This window comes from Streptomyces sp. NPDC045998 (genome assembly GCF_056430285.1).
This window is the reverse complement of the sequence record NZ_JBWKLJ010000003.1, coordinates 711672-737958: the sequence shown is the minus strand read 5'-3', so window position 1 is coordinate 737958 and position 26287 is coordinate 711672. Positions and strand designations below refer to the sequence as shown.

General features: G+C 71.6%; 24 protein-coding genes and 1 pseudogene. 14 read left to right on the top strand and 11 right to left on the bottom strand.

Annotated features, from left to right (window positions below; translation table 11 throughout):
* Positions 1 to 58: 58 nt before the first annotated feature.
* The 4 genes from AC07FJ_RS12315 to AC07FJ_RS12300 all read right to left on the bottom strand — a co-directional run bounded on the left by AC07FJ_RS12315 (position 59) and on the right by AC07FJ_RS12300 (position 3737).
* Positions 59 to 976 (bottom strand): aromatic prenyltransferase, encoded by a 918-nt coding sequence (locus tag AC07FJ_RS12315; RefSeq protein ID WP_479048013.1) that lies wholly within the window; start codon positions 974 to 976, stop codon positions 59 to 61.
* Positions 977 to 979: 3 nt separating this feature from the next.
* Positions 980 to 1534 (bottom strand): cupin domain-containing protein, encoded by a 555-nt coding sequence (locus AC07FJ_RS12310; protein ID WP_479048011.1) that lies wholly within the window; start codon positions 1532 to 1534, stop codon positions 980 to 982.
* Positions 1527 to 2573 (bottom strand): type III polyketide synthase, encoded by a 1047-nt coding sequence (locus AC07FJ_RS12305; protein WP_479048345.1) that lies wholly within the window; start codon positions 2571 to 2573, stop codon positions 1527 to 1529. Before AC07FJ_RS12305 ends, AC07FJ_RS12310 begins: the two co-directional genes overlap by 8 nt.
* Positions 2574 to 2915: 342 nt before the next feature.
* A complete protein-coding gene (locus AC07FJ_RS12300) occupies positions 2916 to 3737 on the bottom strand; it encodes a helix-turn-helix transcriptional regulator (protein WP_479048009.1) in 822 nt (273 codons plus the stop codon).
* 85 nt (positions 3738 to 3822) lie between these two features.
* Between AC07FJ_RS12300 and ilvD the strand changes: the two genes are divergently transcribed.
* From ilvD to AC07FJ_RS12285, 3 genes are all read left to right on the top strand, one after another.
* Positions 3823 to 5667 (top strand): dihydroxy-acid dehydratase, encoded by a 1845-nt coding sequence (ilvD, locus tag AC07FJ_RS12295; protein WP_479048007.1) that lies wholly within the window; start codon positions 3823 to 3825, stop codon positions 5665 to 5667.
* A gap of 313 nt (positions 5668 to 5980) precedes the next feature.
* The gene (locus AC07FJ_RS12290) at positions 5981 to 6979 is read left to right on the top strand and encodes a bile acid:sodium symporter family protein (RefSeq protein ID WP_403555515.1); all 999 of its coding nucleotides are present in this window, start codon (positions 5981 to 5983) and stop codon (positions 6977 to 6979) included.
* Positions 6980 to 6993: 14 nt separating this feature from the next.
* Complete coding sequence (locus AC07FJ_RS12285) at positions 6994 to 7911, top strand: NADP-dependent oxidoreductase (RefSeq protein ID WP_479048004.1); 918 nt, start codon at positions 6994 to 6996, stop codon at positions 7909 to 7911.
* A 217-nt stretch (positions 7912 to 8128) separates the two neighbouring features.
* On the opposite strand, the pseudogene AC07FJ_RS12280 reads toward AC07FJ_RS12285, so the two are convergent.
* The 3 genes and pseudogenes from AC07FJ_RS12280 to AC07FJ_RS12270 form a co-directional block, all read right to left on the bottom strand.
* Positions 8129 to 8263: pseudogene (locus tag AC07FJ_RS12280) on the bottom strand (type II toxin-antitoxin system Phd/YefM family antitoxin); the annotation flags it as partial.
* A 222-nt stretch (positions 8264 to 8485) separates the two neighbouring features.
* Positions 8486 to 8653, bottom strand: coding sequence for a hypothetical protein (locus tag AC07FJ_RS12275; RefSeq protein ID WP_479048001.1), 168 nt, complete (start codon positions 8651 to 8653; stop codon positions 8486 to 8488).
* Between the two features lie 241 nt (positions 8654 to 8894).
* Positions 8895 to 10592 (bottom strand): PucR family transcriptional regulator, encoded by a 1698-nt coding sequence (locus AC07FJ_RS12270; protein WP_479047999.1) that lies wholly within the window; start codon positions 10590 to 10592, stop codon positions 8895 to 8897.
* Between the two features lie 260 nt (positions 10593 to 10852).
* On the opposite strand from AC07FJ_RS12270, the gene AC07FJ_RS12265 reads away from it, so the two are divergent.
* From AC07FJ_RS12265 to AC07FJ_RS12255, 3 genes are read left to right on the top strand one after another with little or no spacing between them, the layout of a single operon-like run.
* A complete protein-coding gene (locus AC07FJ_RS12265) occupies positions 10853 to 11743 on the top strand; it encodes an FAD binding domain-containing protein (RefSeq protein ID WP_479047997.1) in 891 nt (296 codons plus the stop codon).
* Positions 11744 to 11745: 2 nt separating this feature from the next.
* Complete coding sequence (locus AC07FJ_RS12260) at positions 11746 to 12378, top strand: (2Fe-2S)-binding protein (RefSeq protein ID WP_479047995.1); 633 nt, start codon at positions 11746 to 11748, stop codon at positions 12376 to 12378.
* A gap of 2 nt (positions 12379 to 12380) precedes the next feature.
* The gene (locus tag AC07FJ_RS12255; protein ID WP_479047994.1) at positions 12381 to 14771 is read left to right on the top strand and encodes a xanthine dehydrogenase family protein molybdopterin-binding subunit; all 2391 of its coding nucleotides are present in this window, start codon (positions 12381 to 12383) and stop codon (positions 14769 to 14771) included.
* A gap of 52 nt (positions 14772 to 14823) precedes the next feature.
* On the opposite strand, the gene AC07FJ_RS12250 is transcribed toward AC07FJ_RS12255, so the two are convergent.
* The gene (locus AC07FJ_RS12250) at positions 14824 to 15462 is read right to left on the bottom strand and encodes a Uma2 family endonuclease (RefSeq protein ID WP_479047991.1); all 639 of its coding nucleotides are present in this window, start codon (positions 15460 to 15462) and stop codon (positions 14824 to 14826) included.
* A 101-nt stretch (positions 15463 to 15563) separates the two neighbouring features.
* On the bottom strand, positions 15564 to 15953 hold the full coding sequence (locus AC07FJ_RS12245) for a DUF5997 family protein (RefSeq protein WP_479047988.1): 390 nt from the start codon (positions 15951 to 15953) through the stop codon (positions 15564 to 15566).
* 58 nt (positions 15954 to 16011) lie between these two features.
* On the opposite strand from AC07FJ_RS12245, the gene AC07FJ_RS12240 reads away from it, so the two are divergent.
* Positions 16012 to 16818, top strand: a complete 807-nt coding sequence (locus AC07FJ_RS12240) for a LysR family substrate-binding domain-containing protein (RefSeq protein WP_479047986.1) — start codon at positions 16012 to 16014, stop codon at positions 16816 to 16818.
* Between the two features lie 41 nt (positions 16819 to 16859).
* Here the strand turns inward: AC07FJ_RS12240 and AC07FJ_RS12235 are convergent, their stop codons facing one another.
* Positions 16860 to 17108 (bottom strand): SCO4226 family nickel-binding protein, encoded by a 249-nt coding sequence (locus tag AC07FJ_RS12235; protein ID WP_355364010.1) that lies wholly within the window; start codon positions 17106 to 17108, stop codon positions 16860 to 16862.
* 413 nt (positions 17109 to 17521) lie between these two features.
* Between AC07FJ_RS12235 and AC07FJ_RS12230 the strand changes: the two genes are divergently transcribed.
* The 7 genes from AC07FJ_RS12230 (at position 17522) to AC07FJ_RS12200 (ending at position 25492) form a co-directional block, all read left to right on the top strand.
* On the top strand, positions 17522 to 19099 hold the full coding sequence (locus AC07FJ_RS12230; protein ID WP_479047984.1) for a S8 family peptidase: 1578 nt from the start codon (positions 17522 to 17524) through the stop codon (positions 19097 to 19099).
* Positions 19100 to 19250: 151 nt separating this feature from the next.
* The gene (locus tag AC07FJ_RS12225) at positions 19251 to 20465 is read left to right on the top strand and encodes a DUF4190 domain-containing protein (protein ID WP_479047981.1); all 1215 of its coding nucleotides are present in this window, start codon (positions 19251 to 19253) and stop codon (positions 20463 to 20465) included.
* A gap of 100 nt (positions 20466 to 20565) precedes the next feature.
* Positions 20566 to 21318 carry a GntR family transcriptional regulator gene (locus AC07FJ_RS12220; protein ID WP_468284382.1) on the top strand — a complete coding sequence of 251 codons (753 nt, stop codon included), beginning with the start codon at positions 20566 to 20568 and terminating at the stop codon, positions 21316 to 21318.
* Between the two features lie 280 nt (positions 21319 to 21598).
* Positions 21599 to 21778 (top strand): SPOR domain-containing protein, encoded by a 180-nt coding sequence (locus tag AC07FJ_RS12215; RefSeq protein WP_479047978.1) that lies wholly within the window; start codon positions 21599 to 21601, stop codon positions 21776 to 21778.
* Between the two features lie 33 nt (positions 21779 to 21811).
* The gene (locus tag AC07FJ_RS12210) at positions 21812 to 22228 is read left to right on the top strand and encodes a (deoxy)nucleoside triphosphate pyrophosphohydrolase (protein ID WP_479047975.1); all 417 of its coding nucleotides are present in this window, start codon (positions 21812 to 21814) and stop codon (positions 22226 to 22228) included.
* Between the two features lie 155 nt (positions 22229 to 22383).
* Positions 22384 to 22803 (top strand): ATP-binding protein, encoded by a 420-nt coding sequence (locus tag AC07FJ_RS12205; RefSeq protein ID WP_479047973.1) that lies wholly within the window; start codon positions 22384 to 22386, stop codon positions 22801 to 22803.
* Between the two features lie 178 nt (positions 22804 to 22981).
* Positions 22982 to 25492, top strand: a complete 2511-nt coding sequence (locus tag AC07FJ_RS12200; RefSeq protein ID WP_479048343.1) for a SpoIIE family protein phosphatase — start codon at positions 22982 to 22984, stop codon at positions 25490 to 25492.
* Between the two features lie 13 nt (positions 25493 to 25505).
* Here the strand turns inward: AC07FJ_RS12200 and AC07FJ_RS12195 are convergent, their stop codons facing one another.
* A complete protein-coding gene (locus tag AC07FJ_RS12195; RefSeq protein ID WP_479047971.1) occupies positions 25506 to 26216 on the bottom strand; it encodes a PspA/IM30 family protein in 711 nt (236 codons plus the stop codon).
* Between the last annotated feature and the right edge of the window lie 71 nt (positions 26217 to 26287).

Here is a 26287-nt window from a genome sequence, read left to right as displayed (position 1 = left end):
GGCTTCCTTCTCATGGCTGGTCTGCGATGGACGTGCGGAGACGTCGTGACGTCAGAGGTCACCGGGCGGGCCGCTGCTCCGGGGCGCCGTCCAGGTGCATGGCGTTCACCAGCTCCGGCTTCCAGTGGAAGAAGGGCTCCAGCTTGTAGTACGTGCCGCGCGCCGACAGCGTCGTCGCGTAGATGCACTTGCGGTCCACACCGGCGAACGGGACCCCGTTCGCAAGGCGGGTGATGGTCGGGCCCAGGGTGGTGGGCACCTGACCGGGGTCGGGGACGAGCACGGGGAAGCACGCCCGGTCGATCTCCGAGGAGTCCCAGGAGAAGGTGAAGTAGACCGCGAACGCCTTGGCGCACAGGTCGAGTTCGGCCTCGGTGGGCTCGGGAATGCCGAGTTCGGTGGTGAGTGCGCGGACCCTGTCCGGTGCGAAGGTGCCGGCCGGGAGGCCGTCGAAGTAGATGTTGAGGGTGTGGGAGGTGTAGTCGACCGCGAAGAGGCTCGCCGAGGTCAGCCCGTACCGCGCCAGGAGTCCGAGGTTGTCCCCGACCGCGCGAGGCATCGACTCCAGCGCGGCGAACTCGTCGAGCGGCTGCTGCCGGCCGCTGGGGAAGAAGCACCAGATCTTCTGGAAACCGGCGCCCATCTCGAAGTCGCCGCCGGTGCCCTCGATGGGGAGGCGCTCCTTGACCTCGTGGAAGAGCCGCGCGGCGGGGTGGTCGCTGGGCTCCACCATTCCCGCGGCGATCGCGGTCTCCAGCGGGTCGAGATCGCCGCGGTACTTGATGTACCGGTAGCCGAACAGCTGCTCGCGGCGCGTCCCGGTGGCTATCCGGAAGGCCACCGTGGAGTCGGTGAAGGCGTCCTCGAAGGCGATCAGGGCGGACTTCACCTTCGCCGGTTCCATGGGCAGGCCGAGCAGCTGGGCGGATTCCTCGATGGCGGCGTAGATCTCGTCGATCCCTACGGCTGTGGTCATGTCCTACTTCTCCTCGGCTCGGGGTGCGGGGGCGTCCGGCTGCGGGCGCTCGAAACGAAGGGGGGTGATCTGGCTGACGTCGTACCGCTTGCGCATGTCCTCCACGGCCGCGGCGTCCACCGTGGCGCCGCGGGACCAGATCTCCGCGATCTCCTCGAAGTACTGCTCGTGATCGGGTGAGGGGAAGCTCTGGAAGAGCATCTTCACCGGCCTGTCGGTGGCGTTGCGGAACGCGTGCGGGGTGCCCGGAGGTACGAACATGCAGCTCCCCTCCTCCGCTCGGACGACGCGGTCGCCCTTGGGGGAGGTCCAGTGGTGCCAGGTGTCCGGGGTGCGTTCGACCGGCTCGAAGCAGAGCACGTCCAGCTCGCCCCGGAGGACGTAGAAGAACTCCTGGGACCGGGTGTGCACATGCGCGCCGACATCGAATCCGGGCGGGACGACCACCTCGAAGACGGATACGGCCGAACCCATCTCCCGGGTCGCCTTGAAGGTGACTTCCTGGGCCGGGGTGACCAGCTTGCGTCCGGCGCCCGGCGGAACGACGAGATCAGTCATGTGCGTACTGCCCACTCCGGCCGCCGCCCTCGGCCCGGACGGCGTCGCTGCTCCATCGCCCGAGCGCCATCTCCGCGGTGATGCCGGGGCCGAAGCCGGCGATCAGGCCGGTCGCGCCGGGCTGGGGGGCGGCCTCGTCGAAGAGCCGCCGGGCCGCGTCGAGGACGACCGCGCTGGCGATGTTCCCGTACTCGGTCAGCGTCGCCCAGCTGTGCCGGAAGACCGTACGGTCGACGCCGAGGTAGGTGGCGAGGTCGTCCAGGATCCGGGGGCCGCCGGCGTGGACGAGGTAGAAGTCGAGGTCGCCGGCGTCCCAGCCGTGGCCCGCGGCGAGCTCGCGCAGCACCGGTGCGAGCGGTTCCATGGTGCCCGGGACGCGGCGGTCGAGCTGGAAGTGGAACCCGGTGTCGCGGACGGCGTAGGAGATCCAGTCTTCGGTGTTCGGGATGATGTAGGAGGCGTTGCGCTCCAGCGCGATGCCGGTTCCGCCCTCGCCCCGCACGACGGCGGCCGCGACAGCGTCTCCGAACAGGCCGTCGGAGAGCAGCGAACCGACGTCGTCCGCGTCGGGCTGGTAGCACAGCGAGCACAGTTCGCAGGAGACGATGAGGACGTTGCTGCCGGGGTGGGCCGCGCAGAAGTCGTGGGCCCGGTTGATCGCCGCGCCGCCGGCCGCGCAGCCCAGCTGGGCGATGGGGATCTGCCGGGTGTCGTAGCGGAACCCCATGGTGTTGATCAGCCAGGCGGTCATCGACGGCATCATGAATCCGGTGCACGACACGTAGATGATGGCGTCGATGTCACGGGCCCGCAGCTGCGCGTTGGCCAGGGCTTCCTCGACCACGTCCGGGCAGCGCTTCTTGGACTCCGTCTCGAATATGCGGTTGCGCTCCTCGAAGCCGGGGTGGCTCAGAGTCTCCTCGATGGGCTGGACCAGATGCCGTTTCCGTACCCCGGTGTTCTGTATGAGCCGGAGCGCCAGGGCCAGTTGCGGCTTTCCCGCATGGGCCTCGGCGGCGAACTCCAGGGTCTGCTCCATGGTGATGACGTGCTCGGGCACGGCGACGGCGGGACGGCAGAGGACGGTCAATTCATTCTCCTTGGATCAACTCCTGGCCGGCGCCCGAGGGGTGCCGGGCGCGGCCGATCGCCGTGACGGAAAGCGGGAGGTGGGGGGCTGGCCCGGATAGGGCGTCGAGTGCGCGCGCTCCTGGCGCCGATGCGTACGGCAACGGACATACCGGTTCAGGGCGAGAGGGGAGAGGGCCTCTTTCGGAGGCCCGGCCGACCCTCGGGGAAGCCTGTTCCCCTCGGCGCGGTGGTGATCGTTCATCACGGCGGAGGCCGTTGTCAATCGTAAACGATCTTTAAAGTCGCGGACTTATCGCCCGGATTCCGGCATTGCGGGCGGCGTGGTCGGGGTGTACACGACCACATGGAGGTCGGGGTGGTCCGCTGGGGAGAGGCGGTGGTGCTCGAAGTGGCGAGGCCCCGCAGTGGGGTGGTCGAAGGTGCGCAGGCGGGAGGCGAAACCCTCGACACAGTGGTCCTGCCAGGCGGCCCGGAACTCCGGGCTCACCTCCAGAAGGCGCTGCACGGTCGACGAGTTGGAGAGGTCGCCCAGTCGCGGCCCGGCCTCGGCGCGGAACTCGGCCAGGAACCGACGGCTCGTCACATCCCAGTCGGGGAGCAGGCCGCGGACGTAGGGGTCGGTGAAGACCAGCCAGAGGAGGTTGCGCTCGGTCGGCGGGACGGTGGCGACATTCGGATAGAGGTCGAGGTAGGCGGCGTTCCAGCCAGTGATCGTCCAGTCGGGTGCGATGGCGTACGCGGGGAATCCGACGAGCGCGTCGAGGAGCCGCTGGACGTGGGCGGGCGCGGTGTGGGTGGCCGGACCCGCGGTTTCGGTGCGGGGGGCGTAGCCGGCCAGCGAGAGCACATAGCCGTGTTCGGCGGGGGTCAGGCGCAAGGTGCGCGCGAGTGCGTCCAGGACCTCGCGGGAGGGCTGGATGTCCCGGCCCTGTTCCAGCCAGGTGTACCAGGTGGCGCTGACCTGGGAGAGCGTGGCGACCTCCTCGCGGCGCAGGCCGCCACGGCGGCGCGGGCCGGCCGGGGGAAGGCCGACCTCGGTCGGCTCCAGACGGGAGCGGCTGGCGCGCAGGAAGCCGCCCAGTTCCTTACGCCGTTCCGCCGCTGATTCCATGCACGCAGGATAAGTGCTGGTAGTGGGAGTGATAGCAGCGAGGGCGTCTTCCCGCCCGGTCGGAACTTCCCCGAGTATGCGGAACATGCCGCAGTTGAGATCCCGCACCGTCACCCATGGCCGGAACATGGCCGGAGCTCGCGCCCTGATGCGCGCCTCCGGCGTCCCCAGCGCGGACATAGGCGTCAAGCCGGTGGTCGCGGTGGCCAACAGCTTCGCCGAGTTCGTCCCCGGCCACACGCATCTGCAGCCGGTGGGGCGGATCGTGAGCGAGGCGGTACGTGAAGCCGGCGGTATCGCCCGGGAGTTCAACACCATCGCGATCGACGACGGCATCGCCATGGGGCACTCCGGGATGCTGTACTCACTGCCCTCCCGCGAGCTGATCGCGGACTCCATTGAGTACATGGTCCAGGCGCACTGTGCGGACGCGCTGGTGTGCATCTCCAACTGCGACAAGATCACCCCGGGGATGCTGATGGCCGCGCTGCGGCTCGACATCCCCACCGTGTTCGTCTCCGGCGGCCCCATGGAGGGCGGCCGGGCGGTCATGACGGACGGCACCGTGCGGACCGGACTGACCCTGGTCAACACCATCACCGAGGCGGTCAACTCCGCGGTCTCCGACGCGGACATGGAGTCCATCGAGGAATCGGCCTGCCCCACCTGCGGGTCGTGCGCCGGGATGTTCACCGCCAACTCTATGAACTGCCTGGTCGAGGCGCTCGGACTGGCGCTGCCCGGAAACGGCACCACGCTGGCCACCCACACCGCCCGCAAGACGCTGTACGAGCAGGCCGGACGTACCGTCGTGGAACTGGCCGACCGGTACTACGGTAAGGACGACGCCACCGTCCTGCCGCGGGCGATCGCCTCCCGGGCGGCCTTCGACAACGCGATGGCGCTGGACCTGGCCATGGGCGGCTCGACCAACACCGTGCTGCATCTGCTGGCTGCCGCACACGAGGCCGGGCTCGACTACCGGCTGGCCGACATCGAGGCGCGCTCGCGCGAGGTGCCGTGCCTGTGCAAGGTGGCGCCCAGCAGTGCGTACCTGATGGAGGACGTGCACCGGGCGGGCGGAGTTCCGGCGCTCCTCGGCGAGCTGCACCGCGCCGGGCTGCTGCGCACGGATGTGCACGCCGTGCACGCCGGCTCGCTCAGCGAGTGGCTCGCCGACTGGGACGTGCGCGGCGCTTCCCCCGCTGCCGAGGCGGTCGAGCTCTTCCATGCCGCGCCCGGCGGCGCACGCTCGGCCTCCGCCTTCTCCCAGTCCGCCCGCTGGGACTCCCTCGACCTGGACGCGGCCGGCGGTTGCATCCGCGACCGTGCGCACGCCTTCTCGGAGGACGGCGGCCTCGCCGTACTGCGCGGCAACCTCGCGCCGGACGGGGCGGTGGTCAAGTCCGCGGGCGTCGCCGACGGCATGGAGGTCTTCACCGGGCAGGCGGTGGTCACCGACTCCCAGGAGGAGGCGTCTGAAGCGATCCTCTCCGGACGGGTCAAGCCCGGCAGCGTCCTGGTCATCCGCTACGAGGGTCCGCGCGGTGGCCCCGGTATGCAGGAGATGCTGTACCCCACGGCCTACCTCAAGGGCCGCGGCCTGGCCGAGTCGGTGGCGGTCGTCACCGACGGGCGCTTCTCCGGGGGGAGTTCGGGCCTCTCCGTCGGCCATGTCTCGCCGGAGTCGGCGGCCGGCGGCCCGCTCGCCCTGGTGGCCGAAGGCGACCTGATCACGGTCGACATCCCCGGGCGCAGCCTACGTCTCCAGGTCCCCGAGCCGGAGCTCGCCGCGCGCCGCGCCGAGCGGGCGGCCACGGGCTACCGTCCGAACCGCGCCGACCGGCCCGTCACCACCGCACTGCGCGCGTACGCGGCCTGGGCCCAGTCCGCCGACACCGGCGCGGTGCGCGCCGTGCCCGCGGACTGACATCCGGGCCGAACGGTGTCCGGGCCGACTGACGTCCCGGCCGGCCGACGTCCCGGCCGGCCGACGTCCCGGCCGGCCGACGTCCCGGCCGGCCGACGTCCCGGCCGACCGACGTCCCGGCCGGCCGACGTCCCGGCCGGCACCGGCGGAAATCCCGGAAGGTCGGTAGCCCGGCCGGTCACCGCCGCCCCCGGCCCTCCCGGCTCGGCCCCGCCCGAGCCGGGAACGACCATCACCAGGAACGGACACCCACCGCCCGCCGCCCTACGCGGCGGGCCCCACGGCGGACACCGCATCAGGAGACACACAGACCATGGACGACCTTCACGCCCCGGTCGCGTCCGGGCCGCGGGCCGAAGAGACCACCGGAGCCGACCGCACGGCCCGTCTCGCCGTCACCGTCTTCCCGCTGCTCGTGCTCGCGGCCGGTGGTCTTGGTCTCGCCGCACCGTCGGCGTTCGACGGAGGCAAACCGGCCATCCCCTATCTGCTCGGCCTGATCATGTTCTGCATGGGGCTGACGATGACGTCACAGGACTTCCGGATCGTCGCCGGAAGACCCTGGGCGGTCGGCCTCGGCCTGGTCGCCCACTACGTCATCATGCCGGGCCTCGGCTGGCTCATCGTCCAACTCCTCGACCTTCCGGCCGAGTTGGCCGTAGGTGTGATCCTCGTCGGCTGCGCTCCGAGCGGGACGGCGTCCAACGTCGTCACGTTCCTGGCCCGCGGGGACGTTGCGCTGTCGATGTCCGTGGCGACCGTCTCCACCCTCGTCGCCCCGGTTGTCATGCCCTACCTCGTCCTGCTCCTCGCCGGGCACCTCCTCGACGTCGAGGCCGGCGCCATGGTCCTGGACATCCTGAAGACGGTCCTCGCCCCGGTCGTCGCCGGCCTGCTCGTACGGCGCCTGGCCGCCGGAGCGATACGCCGCTGTCTGCCCGTACTGCCCTGGCTGTCCGCGGTCACCGTCGGTGTGATCGTCCTGATCGTGGTGGCCGCGAGCGCCTCCGCGCTCAAGGAGGCGGCGTTCGCCGTGCTGCTCGCCGTGGTCCTCCACAACGGCCTCGGCCTCGCACTCGGTTATGCGGCGGGCCGGGCCGCCCGGCTGGAACCGGCGGCCAGCCGGGCGATGGCCTTCGAGGTGGGCATGCAGAACTCCGGGCTCGCCGCCTCGCTCGCCGCGACGTACTTCTCCCCGCTCTCCGCGCTGCCCGCCGCGGTCTTCTCGGTCTGGCACAACCTGTCCGGTGCGCTGGTCGCGGCGTGGATGAACCGGCGCTCCGGACAGCACCCCGAATCCCCCCGCCCCTGAAAGTCACGGACACGATGAAGGCCCAGCTCCTCACCGCATTCGGCAGCGCCGAGAACTTCGAGCTGTCCACGGTGCCCACCCCCGTCCCGGCCCGTGGCCAGGTTCTCGTACGCATCTCGGCGGTCGGGATCAACAGTCTGGAGCGGATGATCCGGAGCGGCCGGCTGGAGGGCATGTTCCCGACGCCGCTGCCGGCCGTGCTCGGCAAGGAGGTCGCGGGTACGGTCGAGGCCCTGGGGCCGGGGACGGCCGGGCTGACGGTGGGGGACCGGGTGGCCGGCTTCGCTGACTCCGGCGCCTACGCGGAATACTGCGTGGCCAGGACCGAGGCGCTCGCGGTCCTGCCCGACGGGGTGTCCTTCGAGACCGCGGCCACCCTGCCGGTCGCCGTGGAGACCGCGACGCGGGGGATCAGCGCGCTCGGGGTACGGCCGGGCTGGACCGTGGTGGTCAACGGGGCGTCCGGCGCGGTGGGCGGCGCGGCCGTGCAGCTGCTCGCCGCACGAGGCGCCATGGTCATCGGCACGGCGTCCGAGGAGAATCACCCGTACGTCACCTCCCTCGGCGCCGTCCCCGTCCGGTACGGCGACGGCGTCGAGGCGAGAATCCGCGGCCTCGCCCCGCGCGGTGTCGATGCGGTCTACGACGCCGCCGGCCACGGCTTCGCCGCCACTGCCGTCCGGCTGACCGGCGATCCGCAGCGCGTCCTGACCGTCGCCGGGTTCGAGGCCGCCTCGCTCGGCGTCCGTACTTCCACCGGGAGCCGTACCCCGAACGCCGAACCGGTCGCCTCCGTGCTCCCCCTGGTGGCGGCAGGCGTCTTCCGTACCCGGATCGATAGTTCCTTCCCCCTCGCCGACCTCGCCTCCGCGCACACCCACGGCGAACAGGGACGTCCCAGAGGGAAGATCCTCGTGTCCGTCCCCTCGTGACGTGGAGTCCGTGAACACAGGGAAAAGCCGATGACAGCGTCCCCCTCCCGAGGTCTCCCGGCGACTCGCCCACCGCCGACGTCCACGGCTGGCTTGTCCCCGCAGCCTGGGACCGCTGCCACGACATCATGAACGGCGCGCACAGTCCCGGGGCAGGACAGGCGCCGCCGATGCCGCCGACGCCGACGCCGACGCCGACGCCGACGGCGTCGACCGTCGAGACGACGGCGGCGACTTCCTTGCCTCGACGTGTGATCACCGTGGGCACGTCGTCGCGGTCCGCGCGCTCCACCACCTCCGCCAAGTGTGCGCGCACGTCGCGGATGGACTCTATGGGTAGCGGCTGCGTCATGCGTTAAGTGCACCGAGTGTGCCATGTGTAGACAATCCTCGGCGTTCGTGGGGGACGGGCCCTCCGCCGCCGCACCGGGATGCGCCACGCGCCCTTTCCGGCACGAAAGCGCACCGCGCGAAACTGCCGCAACACCCGCGACGGCAAGGCAACGGCCAAGGCCACCGCACCCGGGCAGCGGGTGCGGTGGCCTTGGGCCGTCACGGCGAGAGGGCGGGGGCGTCAGCCCCAGATCGGCTCGTTGTTGGTGGTGGAGCCGGTGGAGTTGATGGAGGCGGTGGTCGCGAGGACCGGACCGGTCTGCTGCTCCGCGGCGGCGGTCGTACCGCCCAGAGCGACGAGGGCGAGGGCGGCAGCGGTGACGGTGGCGGTGACGGCGGCGCGAAGCATGCGGAATCCCTTATTCGCTAAGTGACGGGTCGTGGCTGCCGGTGTTCCCCGGCGACACCGATACTGCCGTCGGACCGGGCGCGCCGACAGAGAGATCGCCTGGCATGATCCGTCCCGGCACAACCGTGTCATCTGGCCTCTGTGGTCCGTCAGTTGGACCCGGGCCGCCGAGCTCAAGGCCGCGGTCGGGGCCGGGCGCGTACGAGCCGGGCGACTCGTCTCGCGTTCCATCGGTGGCCACTCAGCCCGCCCTCAACGCCGCGAGGAAGTCCAGTCTCGTCTCCAGCCGGGTCAGATCGCGGCCGGTGAGGTGCTCGATGCGGGCGATGCGGTGGCGCAGCGAGTTGACGTGCAGGCGCAGGCGGGCGGCGCACTTGGTCCAGGACGCGTCGCAGTCGAGGAACGCCTCCAGCGTGGGCAGCAGGTCCGTGCGGTGGCGGCTGTCGTGGTCGCGCAGCGGACCGAGGAGTCGGGTGGCGAAGGCGTGCCGCGTCTCGGCCGGGATGAGGGGCAGTAGCGACAGGATGTGCGAGGTGAGGTCGTCGGGGCCGCGTACGGTCACGCGGTCCGGGCCGTCGGCGGCGACCCGCAGCGCGGTACGGGCCTGCTCGAGCGCGCGGCGGGCGTTCCCGGGGGCGGACACCGGAGAGCTGACGCCGAGGGAGACGCTGCCCTCGGGGCCGAGCCAGCGGGTGAGCACCGCGGCGAGTTTGCGCTGCAGGGCGGCGCAGTCGAGGACCGGGTCGGGGGCCGCGCCCGGGCGCTCGGGCAACCGTACGAGGAGGACGGCCTGTTCGCCGTCGACGGTTCCGGCGACGTCCTCCGGCGGTACCAGCACCGGGCCGTCCTCGTGGATCAGGGCCTCCTCCAGCAGGACGCGCAGGGCGGCGGCGGAAACGGGGCGGACCGCGTCCCACTGCCCCTCGGCCACCACGAACTGGCTGCGCTGCCAGCGGTCGCGCCGGGTGACGACGCAGTGCGCGGTGCTGCGCAGCCGGATGGGCCACTCGTCGGGTGGGACGTCGCTGTACAGGAGGTCGAGGATGCGGCGGGCGAGGTCGCTGAGCACCGCCTTCTCCTGGGCGTGTACGGAGCGCGCGTCGGCGACCAGTTCGACGATCCGGTCGAGGAGTTCAGCGTCCGCCGCGGGCCACCGCGACGTGTCGGCGTCCACGACGAGCAGCCAGTCACCCAGCTCGGCGGCGTGCCCCCCGGCGGCCGATGCGGCTGCCGACGCCGCAGGCGCCGCCGACGGCGTCGACAGTGTCGCGGTGTCGCGTACCGGCACGAGCGAGTAGAGCCGGTCGCCGAGCGCGACCCGGTGGGGCGCCGCCTCGTGTGCGCGGCGTGCCGCGAGGTACCGGGAGGCCAGCGCCACCGCCGTCTTGGGCCGCAGCGCGGGGTGCGCCCCGGCGATCTGACGCCCGGTCGCGGACAGCACCCGCACGTCGAGGCCGAGGCTGCTGCGCAGGAGCTCCAGTACGGCGTCCGGGGCGCCCTGGTCGGTGAGGAGCCGGCGGTGGCGTTCGACCACGGAGGCGAGGTCGCCGCCGGGCCGGTGCTGTACGCGGCGCAGGACGTGTTCGGTGATCGCGCCGAACGACGTCTCCGGCCGTACGGCGATGAGGGGAAGGCCGTGGCGCCGGCAGGCGCGTACGACGTCGTCCGGCACGCACCCGTGTTCCACCTCGCCGGCGGCGAGAGCCGTGACGCCCGCGCGGTCGAGGATGCGTACGAAAGGCTCGGCGTCTCCGTCCGCCTGCCACCAGGCGAGCCCGGTGAGGACGAGTTCGCCGCCGGTGAGGAAGCGGCCGGGGTCGGCCAGGTCGATGGTCGGAACGGCGCGTATGGCTCGATCGAGGACGCCTTCGTCGGCGTCCGGGCCCACGAGAAGGAGCAGTCCCAGCTCCTCGATGCCCAGGAGTTCGCGTAGCCGCATGAGCGCCACTCTCTCATGCGGCGCTGCATGTCGGGCGGGAATCACCGCAGTTCACCGCTTTGAGACGGTGGGAAAGCACGGTCGTCCACAGGCGGCGGAGAAGGCGCTTCTGAGCGATCGGTGACTGCCTCGCCCCGGTCATCGCGCTGTCTACTTCTCCGCGTGCGGCCGACAGCGACTTCGGGCCCCTCACTCGGGGCAGCGCCCGGACGAACGACTCGCCACGAACCACCCCAGAAGACCGACCAGGAGAGCCGCTCATGGAATTTCTTCGCCCCGCCGACTGGGCGGAGGCGCTCGCCGCGAAGGCCGAGCACCCCACGGCAGTACCGATCGCCGGTGGCACCGATGTGATGGTCGAGATCAACTTCGACCACCGCCGCCCCGAACACCTCCTGGACCTCGGCCGTATCGCCGAGCTCCGGGAATGGCAGATCGGCGAGGAGAACGTCCGTCTGGGCGCCTCCGTGCCGTACACGCGGATCATGGAGAACCTCCGTGACGAGCTGCCGGGCCTGGCCCTGGCGTCCCACACCGTCGCCTCGCCGCAGATCCGCAACCGCGGCGGTGTCGGCGGCAACCTGGGCACCGCGTCCCCGGCCGGTGACGCCCACCCGGCGCTGCTGGCGGCGGGTGCCGAGGTGGAGGTGGAGTCCGTGCGCGGCTCCCGCTTCATCCCGATCGACGAGTTCTACACCGGTGTGAAGCGCAACGCGCTCGCCCCGGACGAGCTCATCAAGACGGTGCACATCAAGAAGGCCGACGGCCCGCAGCAGTACTCCAAGGTCGGCACGCGGAACGCCATGGTCATCGCGGTCTGCGCCTTCGGCCTGGCGCTGCACCCGGAGACCCGGACCGTGCGCACGGGCATCGGCTCCGCGGCTCCCACCCCGGTGCGGGCCAAGGCGGCCGAGGAGTTCCTGAACGCCGCGCTCGAAGAGGGCGGGTTCTGGGACAACGGCAAGATCATCACTCCCTCGATCGCCAAGCAGTTCGCGGAGCTCGCCTCCGCCGCCTGCAACCCGATCGACGACGTACGAGGCACGGCCAAGTACCGCCGTCACGCCGTCGGGATCATGGCCCGCCGCACGCTCGGCTGGACCTGGGAGCAGTACCGCGGCACCGGCCGCACCCTTGAAGGAGCTGCATAACCATGCGCGTCAATTTCACGGTCAACGGACGTCCGCAGGAAGCCGACGACGTCTGGGAGGGCGAGTCCCTCCTGTACGTCCTGCGCGAACGCGTGGGTCTGCCCGGCTCCAAGAACGCCTGCGAGCAGGGCGAGTGCGGCTCCTGTACGGTCCGCCTCGACGGCGTCCCGGTGTGTTCGTGCCTGGTCGCCGCCGGGCAGGTCGAGGGCCGCGAGGTCGTCACGGTCGAGGGCCTCGCCGACTACGCCGAACAGCGTGCCGCGCACGGGGGTCGCGGCACCCACCACGGCGAGGCGAGCGAGGCGAGCGAGGCGAGCGAGCCGAGCGAGGCGGTCACCGGCGCGGCCACCGACACGCGGACCGGCGAGGGCAGCCGCTCCCCGCGTACGGCGCTCTCGCCGATCCAGCAGGCCTTCATCGACGCGGGCGCCGTCCAGTGCGGCTTCTGCACCCCGGGTCTGCTGGTCGCGGCCGACGAGATGCTGGAGCGCAACCCGTCGCCGTCCGACGAGGACATCCGCGAAGGGCTCTCCGGCAACCTCTGCCGCTGCACCGGTTACGAGAAGATCCTCGACGCGGTCCGTCTGGCCGCGGCCCGCCGAGAAGGTCAAGGACTCCAGGAAGGCGTGGTCTGATCATGGCCGGCACCACCACGGGTATCCCCACCAACGTCACCCAGCGCTCCCGGGCCAAGGGCGGTATCGGCGAGTCGACGCTCCGTCCCGACGGCACCCTCAAGGTCACCGGCGAGTTCGCCTACTCCTCGGACATGTGGCACGAGGACATGCTCTGGGGCCAGATCCTGCGGTCCACGGTCGCGCACGCCGAGATCGTCTCCATCGACACCTCCGAGGCCCTGGCCACGTCCGGCGTCTACGCGGTGATGACGTACGACGACCTCCCGGCCCCGATGAAGTACTACGGCATGGAGTTCCAGGACACCCCGGTCCTCGCCCACGGCAAGGTCCGTCACCACGGTGAGCCGGTGGCCCTCGTGGCCGCCGACCACCCGGAGACGGCCCGCCGCGCCGCCGCGAAGATCAAGATCGAGTACCGGGAGCTGCCGCTCGTCACCGACGAGGCCTCGGCGACCGCTCCCGACGCCGTCCTCGTCCACGAGAACCGCACCGACCACCACGCCGGGCACGTACCGCACCCGAACATCGTGCACCGTCAGCCGATCATCCGCGGCAACGTGGAGGAGGCGCGCAAGCGCGCCGACGTGATCGTCGAGGGCGAGTACACCTTCGGCATGCAGGACCAGGCCTTCCTCGGCCCCGAGTCCGGTCTCGCCGTGCCCGCGGAGGACGGGGGTGTCGACCTGTACGTCGCCACCCAGTGGCTGCACTCGGACCTCAAGCAGATCGCCCCGGTCCTCGGCCTGCCCGAGGAGAAGGTGCGGATGACGATGGCCGGCGTCGGCGGCGCGTTCGGCGGTCGTGAGGACATCTCGATGCAGATCCACGCCTCCGTGCTCGCGCTCCGCACGGGCAAGCCGGTGAAGATCGTCTACAACCGCTACGAGTCGTTCTTCGGCCACGTCCACCGGCACCCGGCGAAGCTCTACTACGAGCACGGCGCCACCAAGGACGGCAAGCTCACGCACATGAAGTGCAAGATCGTGCTGGACGGCGGCGCGTACGCGTCGTCCACGGCCTCGGTCGTCGGCAACGCGTCGTCCCTCTCGGCCGGTCCGTACGTCATCGACGACGTCGAGATCGAGGCGATCGGCCTCTACACGAACAACCCGCCCTGCGGCGCCATGCGCGGCTTCGGCGCGGTCCAGGCGTGCTTCGCGTACGAGGCCCAGATGGACAAGCTCGCGGCGAAGCTGGGCATGGACCCGGTGGAGTTCCGCCGGCTCAACGCCATGGAGCAGGGCACGCTCATGCCGACCGGCCAGCCGGTCGACTCGCCCGCCCCGGTCGCCGAACTGCTGCGGCGCGTCAAGGCCCGTCCGCTGCCGCCGGAGCGCCAGTGGGAGACCACCGCGGGCGCCGACGTCCGCGCGCTGCCCGGCGGTCTGTCGAACACCACGCACGGCGAAGGCGTCGTCCGCGGCGTCGGCTACGCGGTCGGCATCAAGAACGTCGGCTTCTCCGAGGGCTTCGACGACTACTCCACCGCCAAGGTGCGTATCGAGGTCATCAACGGCGAGGCCGTCGCCACGGTGCACACGGCCGCGGCGGAGGTCGGCCAGGGCGGTGTCACGATCCACGCCCAGATCGCCCGCACCGAACTCGGCGTCCAGCAGGTGACCATCCACCCCGCCGACACCCAGGTGGGGTCGGCGGGTTCGACCTCGGCGGCCCGCCAGACCTACATGACCGGCGGCGCCATCAAGAACTCCTGCGAGCTCGTGCGGGAGAAGGTGCTGGAGATCGGCCGCCGCAAGTTCGGCACGTACCACCCCGCGTGGGCCACCGCCGAACTCCTCCTGGAGGGCGGCAAGGTCGTCACCGACGGCGGCGAGGTCCTCGCCGACCTGGTGGACGTCCTGGAGGACCAGGCCGTGGAGGTCGAGGCCGAGTGGCGTCACCGCCCGACCGAGGCCTTCGACCTGCGCACCGGCCAGGGCAACGGCCACGTCCAGTACTCCTTCGCCGCGCACCGCGCGGTCGTGGAGGTGGACACCGAGCTGGGCCTGGTCAAGGTCATCGAGCTGGCCTGCGCCCAGGATGTCGGCAAGGCCCTCAACCCGCTGTCCGTCGTCGGCCAGATCCAGGGTGGTACCACCCAGGGCCTGGGCGTCGCGGTCATGGAGGAGATCATCGTCGACCCGAAGACCGCGAAGGTGAAGAACCCCTCCTTCACGGACTACCTGATCCCCACCATCCTCGACACCCCGACCATCCCCGTCGACTACCTCGAACTGGCGGACCCGAACGCTCCGTACGGCGTCCGCGGTATCGGCGAGGCCCCGACCCTGTCGTCCACCCCGGCCGTCCTCGCGGCGATCCGGAACGCGACGGGCCTGGAGCTGAACAAGACGCCGGTCCGCCCCGAGCACCTCACCGGCACCCTGTAGAACCTCGGACAGCGAAGGGGGCCGGACTCACCCGAGTCCGGCCCCTTTTCCGTCAGCCCCTGCGGGGCGGAGTCAGCTTGTCCAGGTCGAGGCTGATCTCGAACGGCACCGGACGCCGGAGCTCCCCCCGGAAGATGCCGGCGGGCGCGTACGCGCGCGTCGGCTCGTCGAGTTCGTAGACGTGGACGACCGGGGAGCCGTCCTCGTCCTCGACGCACCAGTAGTGCGGGATGCCGGCCTCCGCGTACTTGCGGAGCTTGACCGTGCGGTCACGGTGCGCGGACTCGGGGGACACAACCTCGACGACCAGTCGCACTTCGTCCGGAAGGAACCAGGTGCGGTCGCCGTCGAAGTGGGCCGTCGTCAGCAGCAGATCCGGTTCCGGACGATTGCGCTCATCCAGCTTTACGGTCATCTCGCGACCGACGCTGACGTCGGCGGGCGCCTGCTCCATGAGGGCCATGGTGAGCCCGGTGACGAGGTGGCTATGCCACCACCCCTGAGGCACCATCCTGAAGACGAGATATCCGTCGATCAGCTCGGTGTGGCGCGGTGCCTCGGGGAGGCGGTCCAGGTCCTCCGCGAACCAGCCTTCCGCGCGCGGCGGGCGCATCCAGTCGGGCAGCGCGGTCGTGGCACTACCGTAGCGACTCGCCGATGCCCGGGGGCGCGAGATCGTGCGGCTGGGCATGCGTCCGCATGCGCATACGAAAAGGGGCCGGCTCCCTCCGGGGCCGGCCCCCTTTTCGCTACGTACCGTGAGCGCGGTCGGGAGTGCGTGTCGCGGGCTTGCTAGCCCTGATTCTCCTGCTCCGCCTGCTTCGCCTTCAGGCGGGCCGCTTCCTTGCGGACCTCGGCCTGCGTGGCGCGCTCCTTCTGGAGCCACTCGGGGGACTCCTGCTTCAGCGCCTCGATCTGCTCCGTGGTGAGGGCCTCCGTCACTCCGCCGCGGGCGAGGCCCGAGATGGAGACGCCCAGCTTGGCGGCGACGACCGGGCGGGGGTGCGGGCCGTTGCGGCGCAGCTCGCGGAGCCACTCCGGGGGGTCGGTCTGGAGGGCGGTCAGCTCGTCGCGCGTGACGACACCCTCACGGAACTCGGCGGGGGTGGCCTCGAGGTACACACCCAGCTTCTTCGCCGCGGTGGCGGGCTTCATCGTCTGGGCGGTCTTGTGCGACGTCATGGGACCAAGGATATCGAGCATGCGCGCGACCGCCGACCACGCCCGGTAACCTGGCCGGGTGACAGGCTCGGAAGCACCTTCCCCGTTCCGGCTCGCGTACGTCCCGGGCGTGACCCCCGCCAAGTGGGTGCGGATCTGGCAGGAGCGCCTGCCCGACATCCCGCTGGAGCTCGTCGCGGTGCCGGCCGCCGAGGCCCCCGACGTACTGCGCCGGCGCGACGCCGACGCCGGTTTCCTGCGGCTGCCGGTCGACGGGACCGACCTCAGCGCGATCCCGCTCTACACCGAGACGACGGTGGTCGTGGTGCCGAAGGACCACATCGTGGCGGCGGTCGAGGAGGTCGCCGCCGAGGAGCTGGCCGACGAGGTCGTCTTCCACCCGCTCGACGACACCCTCGACTGGGAGCACCCCCCGGGACGGCCCGCGATCGAGCGCCCGGCCACGACGGCGGACGCCATCGAGCTGGTGGCGGCGGGGGTGGGCCTGCTCTTCGTCCCGCAGTCGCTGGCGCGTCTCCACCACCGCAAGGACCTCACGTACCGGCCGGTCACCGGTGTTCCGCAGTCGCGCGTCGCCCTGTCGTGGCCGGAGGAGGCCACCACCGACAGGGTGGAGGACTTCATCGGGATCGTCCGCGGGCGGACCGTCAACAGCACGCGTGGTCGCGCCGCCGCCCCGGCCGCTCAGCCGAAGCAGCGCAAGCGTCCCGAGACGACGGGAGCCGGCGCACGGCGGAAGCCCGCTCCCGGCAAGTCAACCGGCAAGTCAACCGGAAAGTCGGCCGGAAAGGCGACGGGAAAGTCGGCTGGAAAGCCGGCCGGAAAGAGCGGCGCCAAGCGGGGCAAGCCCCGCCGCCGGCCGTAACCGCCGGCCGTAGCCGTCGGGGTGCCGGCGCGCCGAGGCGCTCACACCGACAGCGGCACCTCGTGGATCTCGTCGGCCGCGTGGCCGGTCCGTTCGTGGATGCGCTTCACCGCGTCCGCCGAGGGGCCGGTGGACAGGCAGTAGACCGTGCCGGACTGCGGGTCGGCCCATGCCCTCTCGAAGTGGACGCCTTCCTCCTTCTCGATGGCGAGGTCCGCCTCGTGCGCCTCGCGCAGCTGGTCGGACGTGATGCCCTTCATTCCGCGGTGGACGTCCATGTACGTACCCATGGCTCCCGCACCTCCGGGGTTGTGGTTGTGGGCTCACTTCCATGCTGCACCCGAAATCGGCCCCCTGCGCGCCGCGCCCGTGGGTTCGACAAGCAAGCTCGTCCGGCCATGTCCGGTGGCGCCGGACCAGGTCAGGGCCGAAGTGGGGGACCGGACTCCGCATCGTGCGCAGGCGTACGACCCCGTCGCGAGCGCGCGTTCCGGTGTGGCGGCCGTATGGCGACCTTGTTACCGGCACGTCGGCACCCTTGTGCGATTCCTATGGATCAGCCAATCTTTCGCTCGGCGGTCAGGCACGGGAAACACCCCGTACACGACGGCGTTCATCCGTCACGTCGTTTGTCATGGGCACGTCCATGCCTGGGTGCCGCACCCCCACAGCAACGCACCACCCGATGAGGAGGACCCCTCACATGTCAGTGATGCGTACCTCGCGGCGAAGACTCGCCGCGGCCAGCGCCATAGCCGTCGCCGCCCTGGCGCTCGGCACCGCGTCCGCCCTGCCGTCCGCCGCGGCCGAGGTGGCACCGGAAGGCGTCATCCAGTACGCGGGCGCTCCCAACGCCGTCGCGGGCAGCTACATCGTCACCCTGGACGAGTCCGAGGCTCCCGCCGAATCCAAGGCGGGCCGCGCGGTCGCCGCGAAGTACGGCGCGAAGATCGAGAAGACGTTCACCTCGGCCCTCAACGGTTACGCCGTCGAGCTCTCCGAGGCCCAGGCGAAGAAGCTCGCCGCCGACCCGGCCGTCGACTCCGTCGTCCAGAACCGCGTCTTCAGCATCAACGGCACGCAGCCCTCGCCGCCCTCCTGGGGCCTGGACCGCATCGACCAGCGCGCCCTGCCGCTCAACCAGAGCTACACCTACCCCGAGCCGGCCGGGGAGGGCGTCACCGCGTACATCATCGACACCGGCGTGCGCATCACCCACGGCGACTTCGGCGGGCGGGCCTCGTACGGCTTCGACGCCGTCGACAACGACAACACCGCGCAGGACGGCAACGGCCACGGCACGCACGTCGCCGGCACCGTCGCGGGCAACGCGTACGGCGTGGCCAAGAAGGCCAAGATCGTCGGCGTCCGCGTGCTCAACAACTCCGGCTCCGGCACCACCGCCCAGGTCGTCGCCGGCATCGACTGGGTGACCCGCAACGCCGTCAAGCCGGCCGTCGCCAACATGAGCCTCGGCGGCGGCGCCGACTCGGCGCTCGACACGGCCGTACGCAACTCCATCGCCTCGGGCGTCACCTACGCCATCGCGGCGGGCAACGACGGCCGCGACGCCTCCGGCACCTCGCCGGCCCGCGTCAGCGAGGCCATCACGGTCGGCTCCACCACCAACACCGACGCGCGGTCCAGCTTCTCCAACTACGGCTCCATCGTGGACATCTTCGCGCCGGGCTCCTCCATCACCTCCGCGTGGAACACCGGCGACACCGCCACCAACACCATCTCCGGTACGTCGATGGCCACCCCGCACGTCGCGGGCGCCGCCGCGCTGTACCTGGCCAACAACCGGACGGCGACCCCGTCCCAGGTCGCCTCGGCCCTGACCTCCGCCGCCACCACCGGCGTGGTCACCAACCCGGGCACCGGCTCCCCGAACCGCCTGCTGTACGTGGGTGACGGCGGTACGACGCCGCCGCCCGGCAAGCGGTTCGAGAACACCGCCGACTACGCGATCAACGACAACGCCACCGCGGAGTCGCCCGTCACCGTCTCCGGCGTCACGGGCAACGCCCCCTCCGCGCTCCAGGTGCCCGTGAACATCGTCCACACGTACATCGGTGACCTCCAGGTGCAGCTGATCGCGCCCGACGGCACCGCGTACACACTGAAGGCGTACGGGACCGGCGGCAGCGCCGACAACATCAACACCACGTACACCGTCAACGCCTCCTCGGAGGTCGCGAACGGCACGTGGAAGCTGCGGGTGAGCGACAACGCGAACTACGACACCGGGAAGATCGACTCCTGGGCCCTGCAGTTCTGATGTCCTGACGCTCCCGACCCACCGCACGTGAAGGGCACGTGAAGGGCGGCCGCCATCCCATGGCGGCCGCCCTTTCGCGCGTCGCGTCGCGTACGATGCCGCGCGCCCGATCACATGCTCGAATCCGCCCCCGACAGGAGCACCGCACGCCGTGGAACCGTCCTCCCAGGGGTGGCCCCCGCCCCAGCAGCCCCACCCCGCCTACGGCATACCGGGTTACGGCCTCCCCGGGGCGCCCGGCCCGCTCCCGCCGCCCGTTCCCCCCATCAACGGGCTCTCCATCGCGTCCCTGGTCGTGGGCATCCTGTGCTGCATACCGCCGCTCGGCATGATCCTGGGGGCCATCGCCCTCGCCCGGATCAAGAAGAAGGGCGAACGGGGCAAGGGCCTGGCCATCGGCGGCATGATCATGTCCCTGGTCGGCACGCTGCTCGTGACGGCGGGGATCGCCAGCGGCGGCTTCCGCGAGGCCTACGACGGCTTCCGGAAGGGGATGCGGGAGGCGCAGAGCTCCCGCTCCACGTTCGACCTGCGCAAGGGGCAGTGCTTCGACCGGCCCGGCGGCGTACGCGAGACGGAGGCGGCCGAGGTGCGGATCGTCGCGTGCTCCGGACCGCACGACGGCGAGGTCAGCGGCTCCTTCACGCTCACCGGCTTCGGCAAGGAGTGGCCCGGCGACAAGCGCATCGACGAGCAGGCCGAGGAGCGCTGCCAGCCGATCAGCGACGCGTACGCGATGGACTCCTGGGCGAGACCGGAGAACGCGTGGCTGTACTACTACAAGCCGAGCGAGGAGAGCTGGCGGTACGGCGACCGCGAGGTGACCTGCTCCGTCACCGCCGAGACCGGCAAGCTGACCGGGTCGGTCCGCGCGGACGCCACGACCCTCGACCCGCACCAGCTCGCGTACCTCCAGGCGCTGAACCCGATCGACACCGCGCTGATGGAGGAGCCGGAGGAGGCCGTCGAGGACGACCCGGAGGGGAACGCCGCCTGGGCCGCCGACGTCGAGTCGACCCTGACGGCGTCGGTCGCCGCGCTGGAGAAGCACCAGTGGCCGGCCGCGGCCGACAAGGCCGTGACGGACCTCGCGACGCAGCTGAAGACCGCCCGCGGGCACTGGAAGAAGGCGGCGGACACCTCCGACCCCGACGCCTTCTGGGAGTACTACACCGACGGGTACGACGCCCTTCCGCACGACTTGGGGCTCGAGGCGCGCACCGCGCTCGGGCTGGCGGACACCCCGCCGGACGCCCCCGTCGAGGAGCCGGGGGACCCGGAGGGCTCCGACGAGCCGGGCGAGTCGGGGGAGTTGGAGGAATCGGAGGGGTCGGCGCCGGGTTCCGGGGCGGGGACGGCCGTCTGAACGGCCGTCATCACTTTGGGTGAATCTCTGGCTCATGCTTGCGGCGCTCAACCGTCGGTTGCCACGCTGTAGCTGTCTGTCAAGCTGATGGGAGTGGCCCGTGACATTCGGTGAGCAGCCCGCCTATCTGCGCGTTGCGAGCGATCTTCGGGAGAAGATCGTCAACGGCTCGCTGCCGCCGCACACCCGGCTCCCCTCGCAGGCCCGCATCCGCGAGGAGTACGGGGTCTCGGACACCGTCGCGCTGGAGGCCCGCAAGGTGCTCATGGCCGAGGGCCTGGTGGAGGGCCGCTCCGGCTCGGGGACGTACGTACGGGAGCGGCCCGTGCCGCGCCGGATCGCCCGCTCCGGCTACCGCCGGCCGTCCGGGGCCAGCCCCTTCCGGCAGGAGCAGGCGGACGAGGAGGCGCGCGGCACCTGGGAGTCCAGCAGCGAGCAGGAGCGCGCGAGCGCGGCCATCGCCGAGCGGCTCGGCATCGCGCCCGGCGAGCGCGTGATGCGCACGCGGTACGTCTTCCGGGAGGCCGGCGAGCCGATGATGCTCTCGACCTCCTGGGAGCCGCTCGCCGTCACCGGGCGCACGCCGGTCATGCTGCCGGAGGAGGGGCCGCTCGGCGGCTGCGGGGTCGTCGAGCGGATGGCCGCCATCGACGTCGTCGTGGACAACGTGGTGGAGGAGGTCGGCGCGCGGCCGGGGCTCGCGGAGGAGCTGCTGACCCTCGGCGGGGTGCCGGGGCACGTGGTGATGGTGGTGGAGCGGACGTACTTCGCGTCGGGGCGGGCCGTGGAGACGGCCGATGTGGTGGTCCCCGCCGACCGCTACCGGCTCTCGTACCACTTGCCCGTGCGCTGACGGCGCCTGGTGTGCTGACGACGCCTGGTGTGCTGACGACCCGGTGTGCTGACGGCCGGGGCCCTGACGGCCGGGGGCCCTGACGGGCTTTCAGCTCCGGCGCAAGGGGCGCACTCGGCCGAGTGCGCCCCCTTTCTGTGCCGATTTCCTGGCCGGAACCGTATCTCTTTGTGAAAACCCGTATCCGCTGCGTAAAGGTCAGGCGTAGGCTCGGGCATATGCGGATTGCGGTTTCCTCGGCATTCTTGGAGATATGCCCGTCGGCGGGGGGAGAGGTGCGATGAGCGACAGCGGTGCGGTGCTCCCGTGGCTGGTCATTCGCCAGGACGACAACGGCAACCAGTACCGGGTGGGCAGGTGCGCCACCAGGGACGAGGCGCAGAAGCTCGCCGACAGCCTCCACTCGCGCGGGCGCGAGCAGATGTACTGGGTCGAGCGGGTGGGCCAGACGACGGTGTGACCGTCTGACCAGGTGCGGGTTACGCTCCGGCGCATGACGGATCGTGTGGTGGTGGCCGGAGCCGTGTTCCATGAGGGGCGGCTCCTGGCCGCGCGCCGCAGCGCCCCTCCGGCGCTGGCAGGCCGTTGGGAGCTGCCCGGCGGCAAGCTGGAGCCGGGTGAGACGGCGCAGGAGGCGCTCGTACGGGAGCTGCGCGAGGAACTGGGTGTGGAGACCGAGCCGCTGGAGCGCGTGCCCGGCGAGTGGCCGCTCGCGCCGGGGTACGTCCTCCAGGTCTGGACGGCGCGGCTCCTCGCGGGGGAACCTCAGGCGCTCGAGGACCACGACGCGTTGCGGTGGCTGGACCGCCATGAACTGGACAGTGTCGACTGGCTGGATCAGGACCGCCCCGCCGTCGCCGCCGCGGCGCGCCACTTCCCCGCGGAGAAGCCCTCCCGCCCCGGAGTCTGACGCCCTGGCGCCCGTACCCCGATGCCGCCCGCAAGGACCCCCGTGTACGCCGTTCGTGCCACCGTGCGCCCCCGGGCGCGATAGCGCGCCCCGAATATCGGGTATGTCCTGATTAACCCCCCAAAAATGGACGTGGGTCTGCCTCGCTCTGGGAAGTGGTCGGCGTGATCGACACCAAAGGCGAGTGCGTCGCCGAGTGGACCTTCCCGGCCGAGCTCGACGCCGTACGGACCGCCCGGCACGCCGTGCGCGAGACGTTGCGCGGCTGGGACCTGGAGGCGGCCGTCGGAGACGTGACGGTGCTGCTGGTGAGCGAGCTGGTGACCAATTCCATGCGGTACGCCACCGGGCCCATCGGGGTCCGGCTGAGCCGGCCGCCGCACGGGGACGGGGCCCCCGCCCTCACTGTGGAGGTCTCCGATCCGCTTCCGGATCCGCCCCTGACGCGGTCCGCCAGCCCCGACGAGGAAGGCGGTCGCGGGCTTCAGCTGGTGGCTTGTTCCGCCCGGCGCTGGGGGACCCGCCGCGGTCGCGCGGGCAAGACCGTGTGGTTCGAGCTGGCCCTGCCTGGTTAGAAGAGTGAAGGGACGATCACTTTTCGGGCAGGCTCAAAACGACCGAGACCACCCTGTGATCGTGAACGGCGTGCCGACGGGGGCCGTAGTGCTGAATACTGCGGGAATGGCCGGTCCGGTGCGGTGAGCTGGAGGGGACGGTCGCGTGAGCGAGATACCTGAGACGGCGAGCGGCGTCATGTGGCAGAGCAGCCCGCCCGGCTCGATCTACGACTACATCAGAGTCGCGTCCTTCTCGATAGGCCCCGACGGCCTGGTCGATCAGTGGAGCCTTCGCGCCGCCGAGCTGTTCGGCATCCCGGCCCGCGAGGTCAGGGGCAAGGACCCGGTCGAGGCCTTCATGCCCCCCGACCTGCGCGCACGCGGTCACCGCAAGGTCGCCGAGATCCTCGACGGCAAGGAGTGGACGGGCCTCGTCCCCTTCCGCATCCCCGGTGAGCGCACCACGCGCGGCATAGCCGAGCTGTACGTGATGCCGAGCGAGACCGCGGACGGCGAGCGGGGCGCGCTGTGCATCGTCGTCGACGTCCGCGCCCTCCGGCGGATCGAGACCGATCTTGCCGCATCACAGGCGATTTTCGGTCAATCGCCTTTCGGGTTTCTCCTCTTCGGTACCGACCTGACGGTCCAGCGCGCCAACCGCCGCTTCGCCACCGTCTTCGGCGGCTCCGTCGACGACCACCGGGGCCGTACCGTCCACGACTACCTCCCGCGCCCCGAGGCGGAGCGGATGACCGCCGCGCTCAAGCGCGTCCTGCAGACCGGCGAGGCCGTCACCGACCTCCAGCTGACCGGCTCCGTGCCCGGCGGCAACGAGCATCGCCACTGGTCGATCAACCTCTACCGGGTGCACAGCGGCACCGGCCGCCCCATCGGGGTCGCCGGCCTCGGCACCGACGTCACCCGGCGCCAGATCGCCGCCCGCGAGGCCGCCAGCGCCCGCCGCAACCTCGCCCTCCTCAACGAGGCCAGCGCCCGCATCGGCAACAGCCTGGACCTGGAGACCACCGCCCGCGAGCTCCTCGACGTCGCCGTCCCGGGCTTCTGCGACCTCGCCTCCGTCGACCTCTACCAGGGGCTGCTCACCGGCGACGAGGCCCCGCCGGGCCGCGCCGCCGACGGGGGCGCCGACCTGCGCCGCGTCGCCTTCGCGAGCGCCGTCTCGGACACCCCGCTGGTCAGCCCGAGCGTCAACCCCGCCCAGGCGCCCGGCTGCTGCGACACCGCGCCCATCGACGTCGGCGCCGTCCACCGCTACCCCTTCAACTCACCGTGCGCGACCGCCCTGCGCACCGGCCGCCCGCAGACCCTGCCGCCCGCCGACGGCAGCCTCGTCCAGTCCACCCTCGTGGTGCCGATGGTCGCGCACGACACCGTCGTCGGACTGGTCCAGTTCTCCCGTACGAAGGGCAGCGAGCCCTTCGGCGAACGGGACCGGGCCCTCGCCGTCGAGCTCGCCGCCCGCGCCGCCGTCTGCATCGACAACGCCAGGCTCTACCGCCGCGAGCACGAGCGGGCGGTGATCCTCCAGCGCAGCCTGCTGCCCCCCGGCGACCCCGAGGCCGCCGGCCTCGACATCGCCTGCCGTTACCTGCCCGGCAACACCGCCACCGAGGTCGGCGGCGACTGGTTCGACGTCATCGAACTGCCCGGGCACCGCACCGCGCTCGTCGTCGGCGACGTCATGGGCCGCGGACTGCGCGCCGCCGTCGCGATGGGCGAACTGCGCACGGCCGTCCGCACCCTGGCACAGCTCGACCTGGAGCCGGCCGAGGTCCTCTCCCACCTCGACGAGATCGCCCGCGGCCTCGGCACCCCCACCGGCGCCGGCCGCGCCGGCCGCGGCACGGCGGAACGCTCCGAGGTCTACCTCGCCACCTGCGTGTACGCCGTGTACGACGCCGTCACCCGCCGCTGTACGTTCGCCAACGCCGGCCACCTCCCGCCGGTGCTGGTCGAACAAGGCGAGGAGGCGCTCCTCCTCGACGTACCGCCCGGCATGCCGCTGGGCGTCGGCGTCGGCGGCGAGCCCTTCGAGGAGGTCGAGATCGAGCTCCCCGAGGGCGCGCTGCTCGCCCTGTACACCGACGGGCTCGTCGAGTCCCGCGACCATCCGCTCGACGAGGGCCTGCGGGCCTTCCGCAGCGCGCTGACCGATCCGGAGCGCCCGCTGGAGGACGTCTGCGACCACGTCCTCACCACCCTGGACACCCGCCACGGCGAGGACGACATCGCCCTGCTCATGGCCCGCGTCCAGGGCCTGCCCGCCGAGGCGGTCGGCGACTGGCGGCTGCCGCGCGAACCGCGCTCCGTCGGCCGCGCCCGCGAACTGGCCCGCGCCCAGCTGACCGCCTGGGAGCTGGAGCCGCTCGTCGACACCGTGGAGCTGCTCGTCAGCGAGCTCGTCACCAACGCCCTGCGGTACGGCGAGGGCGAGATCCGCCTGCGCCTGCTGCGCGACCGCACCCTGGTGTGCGAGGTGTGGGACGCGGGCCTGGTCCAGCCCCGCCGCCGCCGCGCCCGCGACACCGACGAGGGCGGCCGGGGCCTCCAGCTGGTCGGCCTGCTCTCCACCTCCTGGGGCTCGCGGCGCACACCGCGCGGCAAGACGGTCTGGTTCGACCTCCCGCTCCCGTCGGGCACGAGCCCCTCGGAACCGACGGTCGACCAGCTCCTGAGCATGTTCTGACCGGGAACGAGGGTCAGGCCGCCGCCTTCAGCGCCGCCAGCCGCGCCTCGATCTCCGTGCGGCGGGTGGCGAGGTCGGGCAGGTCCAGCCGTTCGAAGAGACCGTCCAGGGACGACGCCGCGAGCTCCTGCTTGCCCAGCGCCTTGGCCTCCTCCCGGCGGACCTTGTCGTCGAAGCGGCTCAGCTCGCTCGTGGGGTCGAGGACGTCGATCGAGCGGACCACGTCCAGCTTCGGCGTACGGCTGACGGCGGTCGCGTCCGTACGCACCCCTTCGAGCTCCGTCAGCTTCCGCCGCATCCGCTCCAGGCCGTCCCGCAGTGTCGCCACGAGCTCCCGCTGGGCCGTGATCGTCGGCTCGGCGGCCCGTGCGTCCTCCTCGGCCTGGAGCTGGTGGCCGAGGGCCACCTTCGCGAGGGTGTCGAACTTGTCCGCGAGGCCGCCGCGGTTCTCCCTGCGCAGGTCGTCCGCCTTGCGGCTCGCCTCACGGGCCTTGACGCCCCACTCGTGGGCCGCCGTGACGTCCTCGCCGTGGTCCTGCTCCAGCAGCCGCAGGCCGTCGAGGGTGCTCTCCACCGCCCGCTCGGCCTCGGCGATGTGCGTGGAGTAGTCGCGGATCAGCTCGTCCAGCATCCGCCGCGGGTCCTCCGCCTGGTCCAGCAGGGCGTTGACGTCGGCCTTCGCCAGCTGGGCCACCCGGCCGAGGACGGTCTGCTTGGTGGTCATGGCACCTCTCCTCGATGACACCGGCCCCCCGTACGCGTACGGGGGGCCGGTACCCAGCGTCACACCTGTGA